Consider the following 23770-nt stretch of genomic DNA (forward strand, 5'->3'; position numbering starts at 1 on the left):
TTTTTATTATATTAAATAAATACATTGTATCACAAATATATTACAATTATTCTATATACGTTTCAGATTTATCTTCAAAATCGTGAATAAAAAATTTTCTTTTTTTATAATCATAATCTACACTTATCCAATAATATGGATCTTCATAATTTTTATCTTTTTTTAAAAAAAATACAAAAAACTTCTTATTGTTTTCTATTACTCTTTCAGGTGAAATAAATAACTCACCATCTTCCAACTTGTAATATTCATCAATATTAATCCCATACTTATATATATCTTTTTTTATAAAGCTTACATACATCATTGTAGGCACATTATTTTTAGCCATTGTGGCTGCTATCTTATATACCACTTCTTTCGGTGTACTGTTTGCCAACATCTCTTCATTAACATAAAAGGTGATATTGCCAATTATATCATCAAACATTTGAGCCGGTATTTTTTCTATAGGTGTATCTTTAGTTATATAAATATCTGTGGCAATAGAAGATATTTTCATCCTATCTAAAGTTACGTTCTCACCGTATTCATCATACAATATTTTTTTGATGTATTTTTCATATTTTGGATATAGATAATACCCTGTATATGTATCTCCATATATGCTGTATGTGTCAAAATCTACCTGTACTTTGAATCTATGTGAATCATCCTGTGTCCTTACCACTACATATTGCTGCAAATCTCCAAACGGTACATCTCCGTCATATTCAGACATTATTACAAATTTTTCTCCGTATTTTTTTTCTAATTTATCAAGTATATCTTTATGAAATTTTTCTTTTCTTCGTTTTCTTATTTCTTTAGCGCTTAGTTTTAGTGTACTTGTTACATAATTAAATATTGTTTGTTTTTCATTACCTGTATATATTTCTATATAAAATGATGATATTAACATTATTATCAGTATCAGATATATTATGTATTTTCTATTTTTTTTATTCTCTTTATTCTCATTCATATATGTGGCTCCTTTTATATATTCAAGCTATTAGTATATATAATTTTCTTTCTTTTTTATCCATTCATATTCGTCCATAAAACAATGATATTTTTTTATTTCAACAGGGTTGCAGTCATTTTTTATATAGCATCTCAATTAATCTATATAAGTTTCATACTTATCTTTATTATCTGTGAAGTCATATTCTTCGTAATCGTGAATAAAAAATTTTCTTTTTTTATAATCATAATCTATATCTATCCAATAATATGGATCTTCATAATCTTTATCTTTTTTTAAAAAAAATACAAAAAACTTCTTATTGTTTTCTATTACTCTTTCAGGTGAAATAAATAACTCACCATCTTCCAACTTGTAATATTCATCAATATTAATCCCATACTTATATATATCTTTTTTTATAAAACCTACATACATCATTGTAGGCACATTATTTTTAGCCATTGTGGCTGCTATCTTATATACCACTTCTTTCGGTGTACTGTTTGCCAACATCTCTTCATTAACATAAAAGGTGATATTGCCAATTATATCATCAAACATTTGAGCCGGTATTTTTTCTATAGGTGTATCTTTAGTTATATAAATATCTGCGGCAATAGGAGATATTTCCATCCTATCTAAAGTTACGTTCTCACCGTATTCATCATACAATATTTTTTTGATGTATTTTTCATATTTTGGATATAGATAATACCCTGTATATGTATCTCCATATATGCTGTACGTATCAAAATCTACCTGTACTTTGAATATATGCGAATCATCCTGTGTCCTTACCACTACATATTGCTGCAAATCTCCAAACGGCACATCTCCGTCATATTCAGACATTATTACAAATTTTTCTCCGTATTTTTTTTCTAATTTATCAAGTATATCTTTATAAAATTTTTCTTTTCTTCGTTTTCTTATTTCTTTCGCACTTAGTTTTAGTGTGCTTGTTACATAATTAAATATTGTTTGTTTTTCATTACCTGTATATATTTCTATATAAAATGATGATATTAACATTATTATCAGTATCAGATATATTATGTATTTTCTATTTTTTTTATTTTTATTCTCTTTATTTTCATTCATATATGTTACCTCCTTTTATATACTTAAGTGATTACCGTAACTTTTTTAATTTATCAAATATTTTATACTAAAAGTTAATAGAACAATGGATATTCTTGTTTTTAAGAATTTATTAGCAAGTAAATTAAATATATTTGAAGGTAAAAACTTATATATATTTTTTATCCATTGATTAAACTGATGGCAGTATTAAAAAATATTTTCTTTAATCGTATTATAGCAAACAGTTGTGTATAAATAAACAAAAAAATCAATGACCAAAGTCACTGATTTTTTTGTTTAAAATATTTTTTTGTGGGTAATAGACTAAATTATATTTTGTTTTATCGCATATACTGCTAATGCTGTTCTATCTACAAGGTTCAGTTCTTTTAATATCTGTGTTATTTTATTTTTTATGCTTCCTATGCTGTAGTGCAGCTCTTCTGCTATTTCTTCATTTTTTTTGCCGTCTACTATCAGTTTTATTATCTTTTTTTGTTCGTCGGTTATATCTATTTTTTCTGATGTTATGTTTTTTGGTTTTTTACTATTTGTTTTAATTTGTTTTGTATTTTTTCTTGCATCAGTGTCATACCGTCATTTACATAATTAATAGTGCTTATTATGGTTTTTGTGTCTATGTCTTTTACGAGGTAGTTGTCTGCTCCGTTTAAAAATGCTTTTGATATGCTTTCATCTTCGTCAAATGTTGTCAGTATTATTACTTTTATGTTTTCGTTGTATTGTTTTATTTTTTTTGTTGCTTGTACTCCGTCAATTATCGGCATTTGTATATCTAATAATATTACGTTCGGATTGTATTTGATACATTTTTCTATTGCTTCTTGTCCGTTTTGTGCTGTGGATACTATATTTATTTGTTTTTCTTGTGACAGGTTGTATTTTATTGCATCTAAAAATTCTATATTATCATCTGCTATTATTAAATCTATCATTTTTTTATACCTTTAATTATTATTTTTGTTATAAATCCGTTGTTTTCGCTTGATATGAAGTTTAATGTGTGTTCATACTTTTTCAGTTTATCTGCAATTGCGTTCAGTCCATTTCCTTTTTTTATTTCTTTTGTGCCTATGCCGTTATCTATTATATGTATGTTCATTGTGTCTGATTTTTTTATTAGTATGGTTATCTTGTCGGCTTTTCCATGTTTTATTGCGTTTGTTATGCTTTCTTGTGATATATTGTATAGTATTTGTGTCAGTTCCCGGTCTATTTCATAATCTTCATATTCGTTGTAAATATCTATTTCTATATTTGCTATTTTGAATGTTTCTTTCAGTGTATTCAGTTTTTGTGACAGTTTGTTTTGATTTTGTATGTTTTTTATGTTTGTTACTGATTGTCTGAGTTTTTTTGTTGCCAATGTGCTTAATTCATAACTTTTTTCTGCTAATTTTATTACTCTTTCAATGTCGTTTTTTTCTATATCTATTATAATACTTTCTTGTATTTTTGATATGGCTGTCAGGTTATTTCCTATATCATCGTGCAAATTTGAAAATATTTGTCTTATTTGATTTTCTTTTTCTTCTTGTATATAGTGGCTTATGTCTGTTAGTGTTATTATGTGAAGTATTGTTTTATTTTTTTCTTTCATCGGGATTTTGCTCAGCATATATGTTTTTGTGTCTATTGTTATTTTTTGTTCTGCGGTTTCTTTGTTTTTTATTTCTTTTATTGTGTCTTTTTCGTTTGATATAAACCATAAAGTGGATATAAAATCATCTATAGTGTTCATATCTTTTTTTAATAGTGCTTTTAATGCTTGATTTTCTTTTATTACTGTCCCTCCGATATCTATTATTACGGTAGGTGATATAAATATATCGAATGCTTTGTTTATTCCTAATGGCAGATAGTCAAAAAATTTATATTTGAATGATAATATTGCAAAAATAGATACTAAAATAGAAAATATTGCTGATGTCAGCTCTATTTTTTGTGTATGGTTTATATTGTGTATGATATTGTATGTAGATACTATTAATGGTAAGGCTATAAGATATATTGATTGGTAGTATTCGTTTTTATTCAGTCTGTTTATTTTTATATATTTTATCATTCTTGCTATGCTTATCAATACTGCTATATGTGTTTGTATAAATAATGTGTAGTACAATATTGCAAATTTATATTCATTTTGTTTGTAGATGTAAAATAAATTATGGTATGGGTTACTCCATATAAAAAGCACTATTATGCTTGATGATATTAAAAGTATTTTTTCTAATTTTTTTGTTATTTTATTGTTATCTGATGTATAGTTTTTTACAAAATTAAAGTAGGCTACACCTAAAAAGCTGACTGCTGTATAAGATATGCTGGTAAAAATCCATATATATTTACTGTTTTTTTGAAAAATTTCAATTATGTATGCAAAATTCCAAAATATCATAAGCACATTAAATACAATAAATGATGATAATATTTTGCTTTTTCTTGCAAAAATTAAAAAATATGTTATTGTAAATAGCTGAATAATTACTGATATTATTAATATTTGTACTCTAATATGTTCACTCATTATATCTCCTATATTATTGACGATTTAATTATATATATTTTGTATTAAAATTATAGTAAATTATATTATAATTTGCAAATATTTTTATTTTATGCTTGACTTTTATATAAGTATATAATAATATTATTATATACTTATATTTTTATATTGGAGGGTGTTATATGATACTAAATCCTGAATTAACAATGGAAAAAGCTGAGTTGCTTAAACTTTTATCCAATCCGTTAAGATTATGTATTGCACATCAGCTTACACAATATGGTGAATGTAATGTAAGTCATTTTGTAAACTGTATGGACGCATCACAACCCGCAATATCACAATCTTTGTCAAAGCTGAAATCTGCAGGAATAGTAAAAATAGACAAAAGAGGCAACGAAGTTTTCTATTCTCTCACAAATGAGGAAGTAAGAAATATTATAAATTTATTATTTAATGAATAATTTTAATTTAAGAAAGGACATTTTTATATTATGAAGATTGTAATCATTGGTGGAGTAGCCGGAGGTGCTACTGCTGCAGCAAGACTTAGAAGACTTGACGAAAAAGCTGAAATCATACTTTTTGAAAAAGGTGCATATGTTTCTTTTGCAAATTGCGGACTACCCTATTATATAGGTGGAGAAATAATGTCGAGAGATGCATTATTTGTATCTACAAAGGAAACCATAACTGCAAAATACAATGTAGATATAAGGGACAGAACCGAAGTTATAAAAATAGATAAAGATAATAAAAAAGTTCTTGCAAAATATATAGAGACAGGTAAAACATATGAAGAAAACTACGATAAATTAATCATATCTACCGGCTCGTCCCCTTTTGTACCTGATTTTGAGGGCAAAGATTTTGACAATGTGTTCACGCTATGGACTATTCCTGATACTGATAGAATATATAATTTTATCAAAAATAATGCTCCTAAAAAAGCTGTGGTTGTAGGCGGAGGATTTATAGGACTCGAAATGGTAGAAAATCTATCAAGAAGAGGAATAGAAGTTACACTTGTAGAAAAAATGAATCAGGTAATGCCACCACTTGATAAAGATATGGCAAAACTTGCTGAAAATCACTTGGTAGCCAAAAGTGTAAATCTTATGCTTGAAAAAGGTCTTGCAAAAATAACATCGAACGGTAGAAATGTTGTTCTCGATGACGGCTCTACAATAGAAACTGATATGGTTATATTGTCAATAGGTGTACGTCCTAACTCATCACTTGCAAAAGATGCATGGCTTAAACTTAATCAAAGAGGCGGTATAATAGTAGATGAATTCGGACAAACATCTGACAGCGATATATATGCTGTAGGTGATGTAATAGAAGTGGAAAATTATTTGACAAGAGACAAAACCATGATTCCTCTTGCCGGACCTGCAAACAAACAAGGTAGAGCTGTATGCGCAAATGTACTTGATTCATATAATAAAGAAGCTTATAAAGGCACAATGGGTACAAGTATTGCTAAAATATTCGACATAACTGTTGCAAGCACAGGTTTAAATGAAAAAATGCTAAATGCCAATGGAAAAATATATAAAAAAGATTATTTCATATCATTGGTACACCCAATGAGTCAAGCCGGATATTATCCCGGAGGTCTTCCAATGACAATAAAACTTATATTTGCAAGCAATAAAAAAATATTAGGTGCACAAATAGTTGGATATACAGGCGTTGACAAGAGAATAGATACCATAGCCACTTCAATACATTATGGAGGAGATATATATGATTTAAGCCAGTTAGAGTTGGCATACGCTCCACCATACTCATCTGCAAAAGACCCTGTAAATTTCGCAGGATTTACAGCTTGCAATATATATGAAGGTTTATCATCACCTATGAGATATGAAGAATACCTGAAAAATACAGACAAATACGTTTTGATAGATGTAAGAGAAAAAATGGAAACTATGGCAGGAACAGTAGAAAACTCAATAAATATACCACTTACTACACTTAGAGAAAGCATAAATACTCTTGATAAAAATAAAGAATATGTCGTACAATGTGCAGTGGGACTAAGAGGATATATAGCTGAAAGAATATTCAAACAAAACGGTTTTACAGCATTCAATCTACTTGGCGGATATAGAACATATTGTGATATAACAATGCCTACAAATTTATCATCTAACAACAATACTTGTTATTGCTCTACATCCAATGACACAAATCAAGATAAATTTGAAAGCGAAAAAACTGAAGATGCTCCCACGAAAATAGAAATCTTAAATGTTTGCGGACTTAGCTGTCCCGGACCTATAATGCAAGTTTCTAAATATATAGATACGATAAAAGATAGTGAATACGTCAAAGTATTATCAACAGATCCCGGATTTGCAAGAGATATAAAAAGCTGGTGCAACAATACGGGCAATACACTTATATCACAAGATATGCAAGAAAATAAATTCATCGCAACAATAAAAAAGGGAACAGATGTAAAACAATCCCAAAATACTGTTATATCGAACAAAAAAGAAAAGACCATGATAATATTTTCAGGTGATTTGGATAAAGCCATTGCGTCTTTCATAATCGCAAACGGTGCCGCATCAATGGGTAACAAAGTAAATATGTTCTTCACTTTTTGGGGACTTAACATACTCAGAAAAAATGAACATGTGCTTACAAAAAAAGATTTTATAAGCACAATATTCTCATCTATGATGCCACAGGGCAGTCAAAAACTCGGACTTTCAAAAATGAATTTTCTTGGCATAGGCGCAAAGATGATAAGAGGTATAATGAATAAACACAATGTTCCATCATTAGAAGAGCTTATACAACAAGCCAAAGAAAACAATATAAAAATATCAGCTTGCCAAATGAGCATGGATCTGATGGGAATAAAATTGGAAGAATTAATCGATGGAGTTGAAGTTGCAGGGGTAGCATCAATGCTTGATGATAATGACAACAGTAATATGAATTTATTTATTTAAGGTTAATACTATTTTCAAGTAAAATCGTGAATAACTTATATAACTATATAACATTAATATAAAATAGTTTATTGGAAAAATTAATTATTATAATTTTCTGTTATTCTATAAGATTTTAATATAATACTAAAATACAATATATTAAAGAAATTTTACTACAAAATAGAAAAAAGTTCCTAAATCATAGTAAACACTATTTTTTAGGAACTTTTTTATTTTATATTCAATCATTTTTAAATATCATAGTAGCATTATGCTAAAACATATTTCAATTAATTCACTATGCTTTTTCTATAAATATTTTTGCATTATGACCGTTTAAAACTTCTTCTTTTGCATCAGCATTTTCTTTAAATTCTACTATATTAGCCAAGGTTTCGTCTTTTATAAACTCTGTATATGCAGTTATTGCATCTTTTACTTCTTCATCTGATGTATAGCTTATAAGTATTTTATCCATCATTTCATAACCGTTATTTTTTCTCATCTGTTGTATCTTTGAGATAAACTCTCTTGCAAAACCTTCTTGTACAAGATCTTTTGTAAGATTGGTATCCAAAACTATGAATAAATCCCCTTCAGCACCTACATCATAACCTTCTTTAGCTTTTACATTTATCAATAAGTCTTCTTTTGTAAGCACAGTGTCTTCTCCATTTAAGTTGAAAGTTATCTGTCCTTCTTTTTCTACTGTATCTACTATATTTTTATGATCTGCTATTTGCAGAGCTTGTCCTAACGGTTTAAGTTTTGCACCCAATTTTTTACCCAATGTCGCAAAATTCGGTTTTATGTCATAATTCATAAAGCTTGTTATGTCTTGTGCAAATTCTACATTTTTAACGTTCAATTCTTCTTTTATAAGCTCTGTAAGCTCTCCTATAACTTCTTTTATATTCTTATCTACAACTACTTTTGATATTGGTTGTCTTACTTTTATCTTAGCTTCTTCTCTCGATGCACGTCCTAATTTTACTAAATTTTTAACCATATCCATTTTATTTTCCAAAGCTAAATCTACTTTACTTTGATCAAATACAGGATAATATGATATATGCACTGATTTTTCGCCTGTTAGTTTAGTATATATCTCATCTGATATGAATGGTGCAAGTGGTGCTATAAGCTGTGATATTCCTTTTAATACTTCATAAGTTGTAAGATATACAGATTTTTTGTCAACTGTCATCTCACTGCCCCAAAATCTTCTTCTGCTTCTTCTTATATACCAATTTGAGAATACGTCATTGACAAAATCTTGTATTTCTCGTGCAACTTTTGTCATATCATATACATCGAATTGTTTTGTTACATAATCTACCAAATTATTGTATTTTGACAATAACCATCTATCAAGCTCACTTCTTTGCTCATAAGGAACATCAAATGATTTTATATCTATATCATCAGTATTTGCATATAATATAAAGAAATTGTATATATTTTTTATAGTGCTGAAAAATTTACTTTGAACTTCTTTTAATCCGTCTATGTCAAATCTTGTAGGTGACCATGCAGGTGATACATATAATAAATACCATCTCAATGCGTCTGCACCATATTGTTCGAACAATTCAAACGGATCTACCGTATTACCTCTTGATTTACTCATTTTTTTGCCGTCTTTGTCTAATATAAGGTCATTTACGAGTACGTTTTTATATGGTGAAACTCCTTCTACATATGTCGATATTGCTATCAATGAGTAAAACCAGCCTCTTGTTTGGTCTATACCCTCACATATAAAGTCTGCAGGAAAATTTTCTTTAAATGTTTCTTTATTTTCAAACGGATAGTGTAATTGTGCATATGGCATTGAACCTGAATCAAACCAGCAGTCTATTACGTCTTTTACTCTCTTCATAGGCTTTTTACAATGTGGACACTCTATTGTAACATCATCTACATACGGTCTGTGAAGTTCTATGTTTTCATCTATATCTTCGATTGCTTTTTGTGCCAATTCAGCTCTTGAACCTATTGATTCTTTATGTCCACATTCATCGCACACCCATATGTTAAGCGGTGTTCCCCAATATCTTGAACGTGATATTGCCCAGTCATTCAGATTTTCAAGCCAGTTTCCAAATCTTTTTTCTCCTACAAATTGTGGAAACCAATTTACCGAATTGTTGTTTTCTATCAATTTTTCTTTGAATTTTGTAACTTCTATATAATAGCTCGGTTTTGCATAATATATAAGCGGAGTTTGGCATCTCCAACAATGCGGATAATTATGCTCCATTTTTTCTTTTGCATATATTTTATTTTCTTTTGCAAGATATTTTATTATATCTACTTGCAACTCATCATCTGTAACATGTCTGCCTTTCCATATCGTATCTGTATATTTTCCGTCATCTCCTACAGGATTTAAAACAGGCATATTGTATTGCTTGCTTACTTTGTAGTCATCTTCACCGAATGCAGGTGCAGTGTGAACTATACCTGTACCGTCTTCTGTGGTTACGAAATCTCCAAGCATTACAAAAAAAGCTTTGTCTTTTGTCTGAACAAAAGGCATTAACTGCTCGTACTCTTGATATTCCAAATCTTTTCCTGTTATTTCTTCAAGCACTTCATAATTTTCTTTTAATACTTTTGGTGCAAGAGTTTTTGACAGGTAATATATTTCATCATCTTGTTTTGCTTTGACATATGTTTCTGTAGGAGAAACAGTAAGCCCTACGTTAGCAGCCAATGTCCATGGAGTTGTTGTCCATGCTAAAAAATATTCGTTATCTGTTCCTTTTTTCTTGAACTTCGCTATCAATGTATTTGTCTTTACCATTTTATAGCCTTGTGCAACTTCGTGTGATGCAAGCCCTGTTCCACATCTTGGACAATACGGTAATATCTTATGTCCTTCATATATCAAACCGTCTTTGAACATTTTATCCAATATCCACCACTCTGACTCTATATAATCATTGTTAAGTGTTATATATGGATTGTCCAAATCTATGAGATATCCCATCCTTGTAGTCATTTTTCTCCAAAGGCTCTCATATTCAAAAACAGACTCTTTACAAGACTCGTTAAATTTTTGTATACCATATTTTTCTATATCTTGTTTTGATGAAAGATTTAATTTTTTTTCTACTTCTATTTCAACAGGCAGACCGTGTGTATCCCAACCTGCCTTTCTTTTTACCTGATAACCTTTCATCGTTTTATATCTGCACACAGAATCTTTTAATGTTCTTGCTATAACGTGGTGTATGCCTGGTTTACCGTTTGCTGTAGGCGGACCTTCATAAAATATAAATTTTTCTTTACCCTCTCTATCCTTGATACTCAAATCTAAGAGATCTATCTCTTCCCATTTTTGTATTATCTTATCTTCATTATTACTTACACTTTTGTCATAAAGACTTTCAAACTTCAAATTATTCTCCTCCTTAAAATTATGTTTTTATATAAAATATTTTTTATTTACTGTTGCAGTATCTTACTTCGTTAGCTTATAAGTTTAAGTTTATATTATACTGCCATATAAAATATTGATAAATACATGAATACTTCCGTTTTAAAAACTGTTAAAGCTCATTATACACAAAAAAAGTCCTGCTCTAATGCAGGACGAATAATCGCTATACCACCTACTGATAGGTATATTACTTGCCATATAATCTATTTAAAAGCAAGCATCTGTTCACTTAACGTAGCGAAAACGGAAAAATCTAATCATTTGAATACAATTTATCAAAATCAATAAGAGAACACGTCATTTTAAAAGTTCATCAAAATTAACATACGATTTGATTAAACAAGATGTAGTAAAATACTCTTATAAAAATTTATATTCAAATTTTCAAAATTTCTGCAAAAAGGTGATTTTCTATAATATTGTGCTGTCCCGTTTTTCAGCTTGTAACAGGCTCTCTGTGCAGCTTAATACTTATATACTCTTCCTTTTTATAGCATTTATATCAATATATTTTTATATTGTACACTACTAAATATAAAAAGTCAATATTGTATACAATATTTTCATTTGAAAGAGTTTATATCAATATAATATGGACTTCCTTAATATAAAAATATGTTTTTGACAATGTTTTATAGAATAAATTATATATAATATTATAAACATTTAAAGTAAATATACAAATTAATTTTTTTTGCATAAAATTTTATAAATTATATTTACAAATAAAAAAAATAATGTTATAATTCAAAAAATTTAGGTTTAAAATATTTTTTAGATAAACCTATTTTTTATGTAATTTGCTAAAGTTAATACCTTTTATTTATATTCAAAAAGTTTATGATATTTTAAAAATCTATTTGTAATTTTTACTTTATTGAATATAAACTTTCAAATATGAAATTTTATTATTTCAGCATATTACATAAATATAAACAATTTAGGAGGATTAATTTTATGTCTGAAAATAATAGTGTCGCTTTGTCTTCTGATTCGTTATTTTCTAAAATGTCTTTTAAAAGGTTAGTATTAGCTCTACAACACCTGATTGCAATGTTTGGTGCTACGGTATTAGTTCCGGTTCTTACAGGTTTTGACACTTCAATTGCTCTTGTAAGTGCAGGCATCGGTACTTTAATTTTTCATATGTGCACAAAGAAAAAAGTTCCCGTTTTTTTAGGTTCAAGTTTCGCATTTATTCCGGTTATTATTACTGTTTCTAAATCTTACGGAGATTTAAGATACGCTCAAGGCGGCATAGTAGTAGCCGGATTTCTTTATGTCTTAATTTCATTTTTGGTTTTAAAAGTTGGGGTTGATAAAATTAAACAATTTTTCCCTCCACAAGTTATAGGTCCAATGATAATTGTTATAGGTCTTAATCTTATACCTACCGCTTTTAATATGGCAAGTTCCAATTTTGTAATATCTATTATTACTCTTGCAACTGCACTTGGAATAAATTTTTTTGCAAAAGGATTTATAAAACAGCTATCTATACTAATAGGTGTTTTTGTAGGCTACGCAGTATCTCTTTCTATGAACGTAGTTGATGTTGCTACAATATCAAGTGCAAAATTTATAGCTGTACCTCATTTTACTTTGCCTAAATTTGATATTGGTGCTATCGCCATAATTACTCCTGTAGTACTTGCAGTTTTTATGGAACATGTAGGAGATATAACTACCAACGGTACAGTAGTAGGTCAAAATTTTCTAAAAGATCCAGGCCTTAACAGAACTCTTTTAGGTGATGGACTTGCAACATTATTCGCAGGTCTTATAGGCGGTCCTGCAAACACTACTTACGGAGAAAATACAGGTGTACTCGCAATAACTAAGAATTACGATCCATCCATAATAAGAATAACTGCCGTACTTGCAATTATACTTGGATTTATAGGAAAAATAGGCGGATTTATGCAAAGTATACCCACTGCTGTAATGGGTGGAATATCTTTAATGCTTTTCAGTATGATTTCATTGATAGGTGTAAGAACTCTAAAAGACAGCAATATAAAATTTGACATAAAAAATATAATAATAATATGTATAATATTAATAATAGGACTTGGCAGCAGTTTAGGATTGAATATAGCAATTCCTATAACTTCCAATGTAAGCCTTTCAGGTTTGAGCTTGGCGGCAATAATAGGTGTGATTATAAACAAAGTTCTATATTTAGGAAAAAAATAAATATAAGAAAAGTTAATTTATTACTAATGAGCTAAAATCTATTTAAAATAGCTATAATAAAAATTTGAATGTATCTGATTAATGGTACCTCTAACATCTGCATAAACAAAAGCATCATTATTCAAATACATTCAATTTAAAATTTTTATTATATATCTATGTATATTAAAAAATAATAGAATAATAGACATTCTCATTTTTAAAAATTTATTACTAATAAAAAAAATATATTTCAAATCATAAGTGTATTATAGATAATAATATATTATATATAAACTACAAAGCAAATATACAAGATATATCACTATTATTAATCTATATCTTCTTTAAATTCTATCATTATTCTTAGCTTTTCTCTAAGAGATACGATTTTATCCTTATCTACTTCAAAAATCTCTTTTGAAGACATATCTACTATTTTTTGAGCCTCTTTTTTTGTCCTTGAGTTTTGGACTGATAGCTCGACATATTTTCTCTGCTTGTCTATATCTTTAGCCTTTGACAGCATATTAGGATAATATTTTTTCATAAGACGCATATCTTCTTCACTTACTACACTACCTGACGCAATTTTTTTGTATACGGATTGAGCTTTTAGTTTTTTTAGCTCTATTTCTCTTAGCTTGTTTTGACGCTCTATTTCCTCAAGCAGTTTTTTTGACAATGATTTTACACCTACTAATTTTTTTGTATAAGAGTTTTTTGCAAGCTCTTCATCAGACATCTCATAAGTTTTTTTATCTTTTTCTTCTTCTTTTGAATCATTTTTCAGTTCTCTTAGTAGAGATGATGTTTTATCATCAAGAGTATTTTCTTTTTTAGGTAAATTATCCTTGCTGTTGTACAATCCCTTGAATATAGTTTTATCAATCATTGATATTTTCAAGAGTATTCACCTCCTTGTGAATAAATATATTGCATCATTATAAAGTAAAATTTATCGTACATCATTCATTTTTTTAATATGTCAGTGTGGTCTATCTGTTCTTTAAGCTGGTATAGCTTACCTAATTGCATCTTCTTAAATCAGTATTTTTAATATATGTGCTTGTAATCTTGATGTAGTTATTTACTTATTTAACTATCACATGTAATTCTGCTGTTTATCTAAAAAACTATAATATTTATAATATAACTCATAATATCATTAAAATTATAAAAACTATATTTTTAGTTAACAATAAATTTTTATTTCCTCTAAAATATATCGGTTTTTTTGTGTCTTATATTTAGAACATTATTGTTAATATATGAAGCAAATAGAAAGTATTAATATTATCATAAATTTATATATGAAATATTGGGACATTCCCTCCATCCGCATAGCAAATGGGTTATTGTTTTGTAAAATCTTTGCATTTACAAAACAAGCTTAAGCCTATAAAAAAAGCAGTTAAGCTCTAAAATCCTAACTGCCTTTTTATAAAAATCATTCTTCTATTTTACTTTTGACTCTATATTTGCCTTTCTTTTCAATACACTGTTTGCATATTTTGTATTATATGTCCCTCTCTTAACATTTCCGGAACCCCAGTTATATGCACTTAATGCTGTAGTATAATTTCCAAACATACTTATATTACCGGATATTTCTTTAACGCCTGCTTTTATGTTTTTATCTATATCATATACTTCATCCATTTTTATACCTAAATAAGGCAATGTTGTATAATATAGTTGCATAAGACCATATGCACCTTGATAGCTTGTATTCGGATTGAACCTACTTTCCTGTTCCATTATAGCAAAAACCAGATATGGATCTGTACCATAAGTTGAAGAGTGTTTGATTACAGAGTTATATATCTTTTGAGCATTTTCTTTAGACAAGCCTGAATTTTTTGACATCATATAGCTTACCATCTTACCGCCTTCTTTACTAAACTCCTGTTTATTATCTGATTTTTTTTGGTTTTGCTCCTGTTTTTGTACCTTTTCTTCTTTTTCTTCTTCAATAACGCCTACCTTGAAAATCTGTATTGCCAAATCTATAGATTCAAGTTCATTGCTATCTTCAAAAATCATAAAATCTCCATCACTCTTACCGCCAAGATCTTGCGCATCATCTTCAGCAAAAACACTCATCGGCATACACAGAATTGATATAAATGCCCCTAAAAATAAAAATTTTTTTATATTAAACATATTAAAACTCCTTTTTCATTTGTTACAATTTGTAATTTATTATACTACAATTTTTTACAAAAAGCAAGTTTTTTATAAAACTATTATTAACATTCTGTTTATAAACATTATAATACATCATTGTAAGCCGGTACAACAATATTGAAATTTAAATATTTTTTACAAAATATTCTTATATAGCTTTTATACTATAAAAATATTTATTTTACATTTTAAAACTTATTAATCTTAACTATTTTTATAAAAATGTAATATTTTGTTGTAATAAAATTTTAGTATTAAAATCTGCTAAAAATATATAAACTTTAAAAATAAAACCATATATTTGAAAAAAATTAATATAACACTAAAAGCTATTTAAAAAAATATCTATTTTTAATTGGATATTAATATAAGTTATATTTAAAAATATATAAAAATATTTTTTTCATATAGTATTGACAATTATAAAAATAAGACTATAATATAATTATTAGCACTCATATATAACGAGTGCTAATAAAAAGAATTTTATTAAGATATCAACATTTTATTAAAAAGAAAATATCATTACTTATTAATTTTATTTGTAAAATATTATTCTATTTATAAATAAATTTTGACATTTTTCATTTTAATATATAGATTAAATTTTAACTTGAAAAAATAATTAAATTATATGAGATTTACTAAAAAATCTTTAATAATAGGAGGTTTTGTTATGAACTTGGAAAAACTTACTCAAAAGTCACAAGAAGCAGTATTGCAAGCACAAAATACTGCATTAAATAATTCTAACCAGGAAATAGACAGTATACATTTATTAAAAGCATTATTAGAACAAGATAACGGTATTATTCCTAAAATATTAAGTCTTATGAATATAAATGTAAGTTCATTAATATCAGATGTTGATGATATGGTGAATAAATTGCCTAAAGTTTCAGGAAGCAGTATAAGCAATGTCTACGCATCAAGAAAATTGAGCGAATTATTATCAAACGCTCAAAATGAAAGTAAGAATTTTGGAGATGAATATGTATCTGTAGAGCATCTATTCCTTGCTATGTTTAAGGAAAAAGGAACAATAATAAGCGATATATTTTCAAAATTCAGCATAAAACGTCAAGATTTTATGCAAAGACTGGAAAAAATCAGAGGAAATCAAAGAGTTACAAATGAAAATCCTGAAGATACCTACAACGTTTTGGAAAAATACGGACGTGATTTAGTTGATATGGCAAGAAATGGAAAATTAGATCCGGTAATAGGCAGAGAAGATGAGATAAGACGTGCAATAAGAATATTATCAAGACGTACTAAAAATAATCCTGTGCTTATCGGTGAACCGGGCGTAGGAAAAACTGCCGTTGTTGAAGGTTTGGCACAAAGGATACTGAAAAATGATGTGCCTGATTCATTGAAAGATAAAACAATATTTGCTCTTGATATGGGTTCATTAATAGCAGGCGCAAAATATAGAGGCGAATTTGAGGAAAGGCTCAAAGCAATATTAAAAGAAATAGAAAAATCTGATGGACGTATAATAATGTTCATAGATGAGATACACACAATAATAGGCGCAGGAAAAACAGAAGGTTCTATGGATGCCGGAAACTTGTTAAAACCAATGCTTGCAAGAGGCGAATTACACTGCATAGGTGCTACAACAATAGATGAATACAGAAAGTATATAGAAAAAGATGCTGCACTCGAAAGAAGATTTCAACCTATTATGGTAGATCAACCAACTGTTGAAGATACAATTTCAATCCTAAGAGGTATTAAAGAAAAATTTGAAATACACCATGGTGTTAGGATTTCAGATTCAGCCATAATAGCATCCGCAGTACTTTCCAATAAATATATAAACGACAGATTCTTACCTGATAAAGCAATAGACCTTATGGATGAAGCCGCTGCAATGATAAGGACACAAATAGATTCAATGCCTACAGACTTAGACGATATGAGCAGAAAAATAATGCAGTTGGAAATAGAACAACAAGCATTAAAGAAAGAAACTGATGAGCAATCTAAAAAACGCCTCGTAGTTTTAGAAGAAGAACTAAGCAAATTAAAAGATGACTATAAAAATAAAAAAGCAACATGGGATGTAGAAAGACAAAGCATAGGAAAAGTAAAAGAACTACAAGAAGAAATAGAAAATATAAAACATCAAATGGATATTGCACAACGCAACTACGATTTGGAAACTCTATCAAGATTGAAATATGGTAAATTGGTAGAATTGGAAAAACAATTACAAGAGCAGATAAAATTACAAGATGAAAAAAAGACCAACTCACTATTAAAAGAAGAAGTTACAGAAGAAGAAATCGCACAAATAGTGTCACAGTGGACTAACATTCCTGTTTCAAAATTGGTAGAAACAGAAAGAGATAAATTATTAAGTTTGGAAACTATATTGCACAAAAGAGTAATAGGACAGGATGAAGCTGTAACTTCTGTTGCAAACAGTATATTAAGAGCAAGATCCGGCTTAAAAGATCCAAGAAAACCTATTGGTTCATTTATATTTTTAGGTCCTACAGGTGTAGGTAAAACAGAACTTGCAAAAGCACTTTCTCAAGCTTTATTCGATAGCGAAGACAATATCATAAGAATTGATATGTCAGAATATCAAGAAAAGCATACTGTTGCAAGATTGATTGGAGCTCCTCCGGGATATGTTGGATACGAAGAAGGCGGACAGCTTACAGAAGCAGTTAGAAGAAAACCGTACAGCATAATATTATTTGATGAAATAGAGAAAGCACATCCTGAAGTATTTAATATTTTATTGCAATTGTTAGATGACGGAAGACTTACAGATTCAAAAGGAAAAACAGTAAACTTCAAAGACACTGTTGTAATAATGACTTCAAATATAGGCTCACAAATATTACTTGACAGTGTGAAAGAAAGCGGAAAAGTAACAGATAAAGCAAAAACAGAAGTAGAAGATATGCTTAAATATTCATTTAAACCGGAATTTTTAAACAGAATAGATGACATAATTATGTTCAATCCGTTAGAGAAAAGTCAAATACTTCAAATAGTAGACCTTTGCTTAAAAGATATACAAAAACGTCTCGAGGACAGAGAGATAGTATTAAATATAACAGACAAAGCAAAAGAACTTATTGCAAACGAAGCTTATACTCCTGAACTCGGTGCAAGACCTGTAAAAAGATACTTGCAAAGAAATGTTGAAACACTTTTAGGTAAAGAAATAATAAAAGGTACAGTAACTGAAGGTTCAAAAGTAACTATTGATGTCGATGGAGATGATATAGTTATAAGATAAGATAAAAAATAATGGGCTGTTGCAAAATGATATAAAATCATAGCAACAACCCATTATTTTTTTAATCTAAGTAATCTTTAAGTTTATTTGATTTTTTTGGTCCTCTTAATTTTCTTAGCGCTTTGGCCTCGATTTGTCTTATTCTTTCTCTTGTAACATCAAACTCTTTTCCAACTTCTTCAAGAGTTCTTGCTCTTCCGTCATCTAATCCGAATCTCAGTTTAAGAACTTTTTTCTCTCTATCAGTAAGAGTTTCAAGCACTTCTTCAATTTGCTCTTTAAGCAACGAATAAGCTGCAGCCTCTGACGGTGCCAATGCATCATCGTCAGGAATAAAATCTCCAAGATGTGAATCTTCTTCTTCTCCTATAGGAGTTTCCAAAGATACAGGTTCTTGTGCAATTTTCATTATTTCCATTATTTTTTCTTGAGGCATATTCATCTGTTCCGCTATTTCATCAGGACGAGGATCTCTTCCAAGCTCTTGTACTAATTGACGGTTTACTCTTATAAGTTTATTTATTGTTTCAACCATATGAACAGGTATTCTTATCGTTCTTGCCTGATCAGCTATAGCTCTTGTTATCGCTTGTCTTATCCACCAAGTAGCATAAGTAGAAAATTTAAATCCTTTTGTATAGTCAAATTTTTCAACTGCTTTTATAAGACCTAAATTTCCTTCTTGTATTAAGTCAAGAAATAACATCCCTCGTCCGACATATCTTTTTGCTATTGATACAACCAATCTCAAATTTGCTTCTACTATTTTCATTTTGGCATATTCATCGCCTTTTACCATTCTTTGAGACAGTTCTACTTCTTCATCCGGATTCAGCAAGGCTATTTTCCCAATCTCTTTTAAATACATTCTGACAGGGTCATCCATATTGCTCTTTGCAATGGACATCTCCAAGCTTTTCAAGTCTAAATCCAACTCATCTTCTTTTTCAGACTCCACTTGCAATTTTATATAGCTTTCTGTAGGCTCTTTTTCAATATCATCCACTATATCTATATTATAATTTGCAAATGTATCATACATATCTTCTATTTTTTCTTTACCTATGTCGTAGCTGTCAAACGTGTCCATTATGGTGTCATATTCTATATATCCGTCTTTTTTCCCACGCTCAATCAGTCTTTGAATAGCTCGCTCATAGTCTTGCGTGGCAATTAATCCGTCTTTATCTCCATAATCATCATCAGTTGAATCTTTTTGAAGTTCTTCCATAAGCTTTTCTTCTGTCAAGTCTTCTACAGAAGGCTCTATATCTTCATCCAAATCATCAAAAATATCATCATCTTCAATTACAGGTTCTTCAAATACTTCATTTTCTTCTTTTACAATTTCTTTTTTCAATTTTTTTTCTTTTTTCTTAACTGCCTTTTCTTCAATATTTACAAGAGCTTTATCAGCTTTTTGTTTTTTTTCTAGTTTTTTTTGTTAATTTTTCTTCTTTGTTTACATTTTTTTTATTTTCTTTTGCTTCTTTATTTTTCAAATTTAATTCCTCATTCTTAGGGTTTTTTGTTTTCATCATATCAGCCCCTTAATATCTTCTTTAAGATTGGATATAAGTTTTATAATTTTTATTTTTTCTTCCATTATAAAACTTATTTCTTCTATGTCCGTATTTTGAGATTGCTCCAGTTTTTTTAATTTTTTTTGTAATACATCTATCTTGGTAAACAATGCCAACTTTCTAAGCATTTTATATTCTTCATTTTTCGGATTAAAGTCTATGCAAACATCACCTGAAAACTGTGAATAATACTCTCTAAAACTGTCATCTGTTATATCATCCGTATTAAGTATATCCATTATATAGCGTATGCAATCAGGTTTTTTTGATATAATATCAATTATTTTTTTTTCATTTGTCTGAGTATCGCTATTTTCTATCTTTGGAAAAACTTTTTTCACTGTTTTTTCATCTGATTTTTGATTTAATTGAAATTGTTTTGGAGAAAAATACTGCCCATATACTTTAACACCTATTGATTTTACGGACATATTCGTAATTTCAGAAAGCCTTTTTGTCTGATATTCCATTTCTACAGCATTATCGCTTGATTTTATAATCTCACAAGCTTTGTCTATAAACTCCAATTTTTGCGAATATATGTTTATATTATACTCAGATTTTATATTATCTATCAAAAAACTTAGTGGAGATATTGCATTTTCAATTTTTGCCATAAAATCCGATGTTTTATTTTTATTAAAAAATTCATCAGGATCTTTATATCCTTCAAGTGATATTATATATGGCTTTACACCTACACTTTGTAATATATCTATGGCTCTAACAGTTGCAACTCTGCCTGCTTTATCGGAATCATAGCATATATATACTTTTTTATTTTGTTTTTTTATTATTTCGCTTTGTTCTTTTGTGAGAGATGTACCGAGAGACGCAACTGCTCCTACTATACCTTTTTGGTTTAGGCGTATAACGTCCATATAACCTTCTACCAAAATTATTCTCTTTGCATTATATTTTCTTACCAAATTCAATCCATAGAGCTGTTCTTTCTTTTTAAATATTATGCTCTCAGGGGAATTGAGATATTTAGGCTCACCACTTCCGGTTATTCTTCCACCAAAGGCTACAACTCTATTCCTGTAATCAAATATTGGATACATAACTCTCGAAAAAAATATTGAGTACAGCTCATCATTTTTCTGTCTGAAAATCATACTGTCCAATAGCTCTTGTTTGGTATAACCATGATTATATAAATATTCTATTGCAGATGACTTTCTTACTTCATATCCAAGTCCGAACTTTCTTACAGTTTTTTCATCAATCCCTCTATTTTTCAAATAATCCATAGAGTTTTCAATATTTTTTTGCATATTATCGAAATAATATCTTGCTAATTCTATATGTAAATCATACATTCTTTGTTTTTTCTCGTAGTTTTTTAGGTTTTCTTCACTGCTTATATTATTTACAGGAAGTTCAATCCTCGCATTTTCACAAAGAAGTTTTATTGCTTCAAAAAAGCTTATGTTTTCTTTTTTCATGAGAAAAGTTATTACATTTCCACCTTCACCGCAACCGAAGCATTTAAAAATCTGCTTATTTTCACTTACCATAAATGACGGTGTCTTTTCATTGTGGAATGGGCAAAGTCCTTTATAACTGTCTCCTGCTCTTTTTAAATCAACATATTTTGATATTATCTCCACTATATCATTGGCATTTTTGACTTCCTCTATAAATCTGTCATCAAAATGAGTGTTATGATTTTCCAAGCCAACCCCCTCACTTACAAAAAAAGTCAAACAATTAATTATCATAAATTTACCATATTGTCTGATATAACTTTTTTATTTTGTTTTAGTATTTTAGATACTACCCATTTATCAAATATTTAAAACAGTTGTATAATTATGATATTTATAATTGAGATATGCTCAAATTGTTTTGAGAGCAAAATTGCTAACGCTTTTATAAATATATGCTTTTCAGATATTTATAAAAAAGTGTATTAGAGCATTATCTCAAAAAATATCTATGTTTAATCAGACAATGTAATTAAAATACATCAAGCATAGTATTTTTCTATACATCTTATAAGCTCCTCTATTGTTGCATTGTCTGACATAACGGTATTAAATCCATATTGTTCAGCTATTTTTTTTGTTTGCTTTCCAATGCAAAATGCAAGTCTCCCTCTAAAATGCTCTTTTTCATATGAATTTACCAAACCTGTTACAGAACTTGAACTTGTAAATACATATATATCATTTGTTTTTTCACGATATATTTTAACTTTTTTTGATTTTTTTTCATATATGTTTATTCGCACACAATCTATATTATTTTCTAAAAGCTGTGTATATAAATCGCTTTGGATATTATGAGGCAATATACAAATAACCTTTTTTGCTCTTTGATTTATTAATTCCTCCGCTAATGATTTTGCATCATATATATTCGGCATGATATCGGACATTATACCGTAAGACTTGAGTTTGTCTGATGTTGCACTTCCTACTACGCATATCTTATAGCCGAATAATTGTCTTATATCTATGCTGTTTTCTTTTAATATGTCAAAAAATATATCCACAGCGTAAGCACTTGTAAAACATATATATACATTATTTATATTTTCTAATTTTTTTAACAATTTATTGGAATTTTTCTCATTGACTTCTTTTATAATTTCTTCTTGCAAAATTTTTAGTTGTCTTTCATTGTTGTTGTCAAAAAAATTTAATATTTCTTTTCTATCATATTTTTTTTCTAAGCAGTTTGTTGATACATTTAATACTTGTGCACCTAAATTATAGAGTTTTTTTTGTAATTTATCTCCTTTTTCTTTTGGAACGTTTATTATAATTCGCTTTCCATTTAATAATTTTTTAGATGATGAATTAAGTTTATCGGAAAGCTTTACAACTTCTCCTACTATCAACATACCCGGTGTATCAAATATACCTGTATCTTCCACTTGAGATAATTCTTCAAGAGTATATTCATATTTTTTGGCATTTGCTAATGTACCATTGCTTATTATAGCAGCTTTTGTATTTTTGTCCTTACCTGCTGAAATGAGATTTTGAGCAATAATATTGACTTTTGCAACAGACATCATAAATACGAGCGTTGTATCTTTTAAGCTTGCAATTCTTTTATAATCATCTTCATTCAAATCAAAATCTCTTTTTTTTCTGCCTGTAACAACATAAAAACTTGACGCAAATTCTCTATGCGTTAAAGGTATTCCCATACTTTCAGGCACGCTTGTTACAGACGACACTCCCTGCATTATTTCAAAATCTACATCATTTTTTAAAAGCACTTCTGCTTCTTCTGCTCCCCTGCCAAAAACAAAAGGAGTTCCACCCTTTAACCTAAGTACAATATCATATTTTTTTGAAAATTCAATTAACAAATTATTTATATCTTCTTGTTTTAATTTATGAAAACTTGCTATTTTACCTACATCTACAAGCACAGCCTTTGGTGATGAAAAAGATAAAATTTCATCTGAAACTAAATTATCATAGAGTATTATATCCGCTTTTTCAATTATATCTTTAACCTTAAGAGTAAGACATCCGACATCTCCTGCTCCTGCTCCCGCTATATAAACTTTACCTTTCTTCATAATTCTCCTGTAAAACATAATAAATTATATTAATCAAAAAGCTATATTTTTT

Annotated in this window: 16 protein-coding genes; 4 read left to right on the forward strand and 12 right to left on the reverse strand. The window is 28.6% G+C overall.

The features are described from left to right. Positions 1-46 precede the first annotated feature (46 nt). From HMPREF9629_RS05030 to HMPREF9629_RS05045, 5 genes are all read right to left on the reverse strand, one after another. Complete coding sequence (locus HMPREF9629_RS05030; protein ID WP_009525281.1) at positions 47-964, reverse strand: hypothetical protein; 918 nt, start codon at positions 962-964, stop codon at positions 47-49. 138 nt (positions 965-1102) lie between these two features. Continuing rightward, entirely contained in the window at positions 1103-2050 is a 948-nt protein-coding gene (locus HMPREF9629_RS05035) for a hypothetical protein (protein WP_009525282.1), read from the reverse strand. Positions 2051-2356: 306 nt separating this feature from the next. Continuing rightward, the gene (locus HMPREF9629_RS12745) at positions 2357-2593 is read right to left on the reverse strand and encodes a response regulator transcription factor (RefSeq protein ID WP_081466040.1); all 237 of its coding nucleotides are present in this window, start codon (positions 2591-2593) and stop codon (positions 2357-2359) included. Then, entirely contained in the window at positions 2560-2988 is a 429-nt protein-coding gene (locus HMPREF9629_RS05040; protein ID WP_009525283.1) for a response regulator, read from the reverse strand. The genes HMPREF9629_RS12745 and HMPREF9629_RS05040 overlap by 34 nt, the downstream gene beginning before the upstream one ends. Beyond that, positions 2985-4580, reverse strand: coding sequence for a sensor histidine kinase (locus tag HMPREF9629_RS05045; protein ID WP_009525284.1), 1596 nt, complete (start codon positions 4578-4580; stop codon positions 2985-2987). The genes HMPREF9629_RS05040 and HMPREF9629_RS05045 overlap by 4 nt, the downstream gene beginning before the upstream one ends. Positions 4581-4741: 161 nt before the next feature. Between HMPREF9629_RS05045 and HMPREF9629_RS05050 the strand changes: the two genes are divergently transcribed. Both HMPREF9629_RS05050 and HMPREF9629_RS05055 read left to right on the forward strand, forming a co-directional pair. Then, entirely contained in the window at positions 4742-5023 is a 282-nt protein-coding gene (locus tag HMPREF9629_RS05050; protein WP_009525285.1) for an ArsR/SmtB family transcription factor, read from the forward strand. A gap of 30 nt (positions 5024-5053) precedes the next feature. After that, positions 5054-7531: an FAD-dependent oxidoreductase gene (locus HMPREF9629_RS05055; protein ID WP_009525286.1), complete on the forward strand. Its 2478-nt coding sequence runs from the start codon at positions 5054-5056 to the stop codon at positions 7529-7531. A gap of 280 nt (positions 7532-7811) precedes the next feature. Here HMPREF9629_RS05055 and ileS read toward each other — a convergent pair whose 3' ends face one another. Continuing rightward, positions 7812-10919, reverse strand: coding sequence for an isoleucine--tRNA ligase (ileS, locus tag HMPREF9629_RS05060; protein ID WP_009525287.1), 3108 nt, complete (start codon positions 10917-10919; stop codon positions 7812-7814). Between the two features lie 999 nt (positions 10920-11918). On the opposite strand from ileS, the gene HMPREF9629_RS05065 reads away from it, so the two are divergent. Beyond that, a complete protein-coding gene (locus tag HMPREF9629_RS05065) occupies positions 11919-13157 on the forward strand; it encodes a uracil-xanthine permease family protein (protein WP_009525288.1) in 1239 nt (412 codons plus the stop codon). A gap of 310 nt (positions 13158-13467) precedes the next feature. On the opposite strand, the gene HMPREF9629_RS05070 is transcribed toward HMPREF9629_RS05065, so the two are convergent. Together HMPREF9629_RS05070 and HMPREF9629_RS05075 are read right to left on the reverse strand one after the other, a co-directional pair. Beyond that, on the reverse strand, positions 13468-14043 hold the full coding sequence (locus HMPREF9629_RS05070; protein WP_009525289.1) for a hypothetical protein: 576 nt from the start codon (positions 14041-14043) through the stop codon (positions 13468-13470). Positions 14044-14594: 551 nt separating this feature from the next. Then, on the reverse strand, positions 14595-15302 hold the full coding sequence (locus HMPREF9629_RS05075; protein WP_009525290.1) for a lytic transglycosylase domain-containing protein: 708 nt from the start codon (positions 15300-15302) through the stop codon (positions 14595-14597). A gap of 700 nt (positions 15303-16002) precedes the next feature. On the opposite strand from HMPREF9629_RS05075, the gene clpB reads away from it, so the two are divergent. Continuing rightward, a complete protein-coding gene (gene clpB, locus HMPREF9629_RS05080) occupies positions 16003-18591 on the forward strand; it encodes an ATP-dependent chaperone ClpB (RefSeq protein ID WP_009525291.1) in 2589 nt (862 codons plus the stop codon). A gap of 61 nt (positions 18592-18652) precedes the next feature. Here the strand turns inward: clpB and rpoD are convergent, their stop codons facing one another. The 4 genes from rpoD to cobA all read right to left on the reverse strand — a co-directional run bounded on the left by rpoD (position 18653) and on the right by cobA (position 23718). Next, positions 18653-19951, reverse strand: a complete 1299-nt coding sequence (rpoD, locus tag HMPREF9629_RS05085; protein WP_009525292.1) for an RNA polymerase sigma factor RpoD — start codon at positions 19949-19951, stop codon at positions 18653-18655. A 52-nt stretch (positions 19952-20003) separates the two neighbouring features. After that, complete coding sequence (locus HMPREF9629_RS12445; protein ID WP_278224214.1) at positions 20004-20129, reverse strand: hypothetical protein; 126 nt, start codon at positions 20127-20129, stop codon at positions 20004-20006. Further along, a complete protein-coding gene (dnaG, locus tag HMPREF9629_RS05090; RefSeq protein ID WP_040012681.1) occupies positions 20129-21853 on the reverse strand; it encodes a DNA primase in 1725 nt (574 codons plus the stop codon). Before dnaG ends, HMPREF9629_RS12445 begins: the two co-directional genes overlap by 1 nt. 293 nt (positions 21854-22146) lie before the next feature. Then, positions 22147-23718, reverse strand: a complete 1572-nt coding sequence (cobA, locus tag HMPREF9629_RS05095) for a uroporphyrinogen-III C-methyltransferase (protein ID WP_009525295.1) — start codon at positions 23716-23718, stop codon at positions 22147-22149. Between the last annotated feature and the right edge of the window lie 52 nt (positions 23719-23770).

It is taken from the genome of Peptoanaerobacter stomatis (assembly GCF_000238115.1).
GTDB classification, from domain to species: domain Bacteria; phylum Bacillota; class Clostridia; order Peptostreptococcales; family Filifactoraceae; genus Peptoanaerobacter; species Peptoanaerobacter stomatis.

Bases quoted from the DNA above. Each gene is read 5' to 3' on its own strand.
- HMPREF9629_RS05065 (WP_009525288.1), top strand. From the start codon at position 11,919: ATGTCTGAAAATAATAGTGTCGCTTTGTCTTCTGATTCGTTATTTTCT.
- HMPREF9629_RS05040 (WP_009525283.1), bottom strand. From the start codon at position 2,988: ATGATAGATTTAATAATAGCAGATGATAATATAGAATTTTTAGATGCA.
- HMPREF9629_RS12445 (WP_278224214.1), bottom strand. From the start codon at position 20,129: ATGAAAACAAAAAACCCTAAGAATGAGGAATTAAATTTGAAAAATAAA.
- HMPREF9629_RS05030 (WP_009525281.1), bottom strand. From the start codon at position 964: ATGAATGAGAATAAAGAGAATAAAAAAAATAGAAAATACATAATATAT.
- HMPREF9629_RS05075 (WP_009525290.1), bottom strand. From the start codon at position 15,302: ATGTTTAATATAAAAAAATTTTTATTTTTAGGGGCATTTATATCAATT.
- HMPREF9629_RS05050 (WP_009525285.1), top strand. From the start codon at position 4,742: ATGATACTAAATCCTGAATTAACAATGGAAAAAGCTGAGTTGCTTAAA.
- clpB (WP_009525291.1), top strand. From the start codon at position 16,003: ATGAACTTGGAAAAACTTACTCAAAAGTCACAAGAAGCAGTATTGCAA.
- HMPREF9629_RS05045 (WP_009525284.1), bottom strand. From the start codon at position 4,580: ATGAGTGAACATATTAGAGTACAAATATTAATAATATCAGTAATTATT.
- HMPREF9629_RS05035 (WP_009525282.1), bottom strand. From the start codon at position 2,050: ATGAATGAAAATAAAGAGAATAAAAATAAAAAAAATAGAAAATACATA.
- HMPREF9629_RS05055 (WP_009525286.1), top strand. From the start codon at position 5,054: ATGAAGATTGTAATCATTGGTGGAGTAGCCGGAGGTGCTACTGCTGCA.
- cobA (WP_009525295.1), bottom strand. From the start codon at position 23,718: ATGAAGAAAGGTAAAGTTTATATAGCGGGAGCAGGAGCAGGAGATGTC.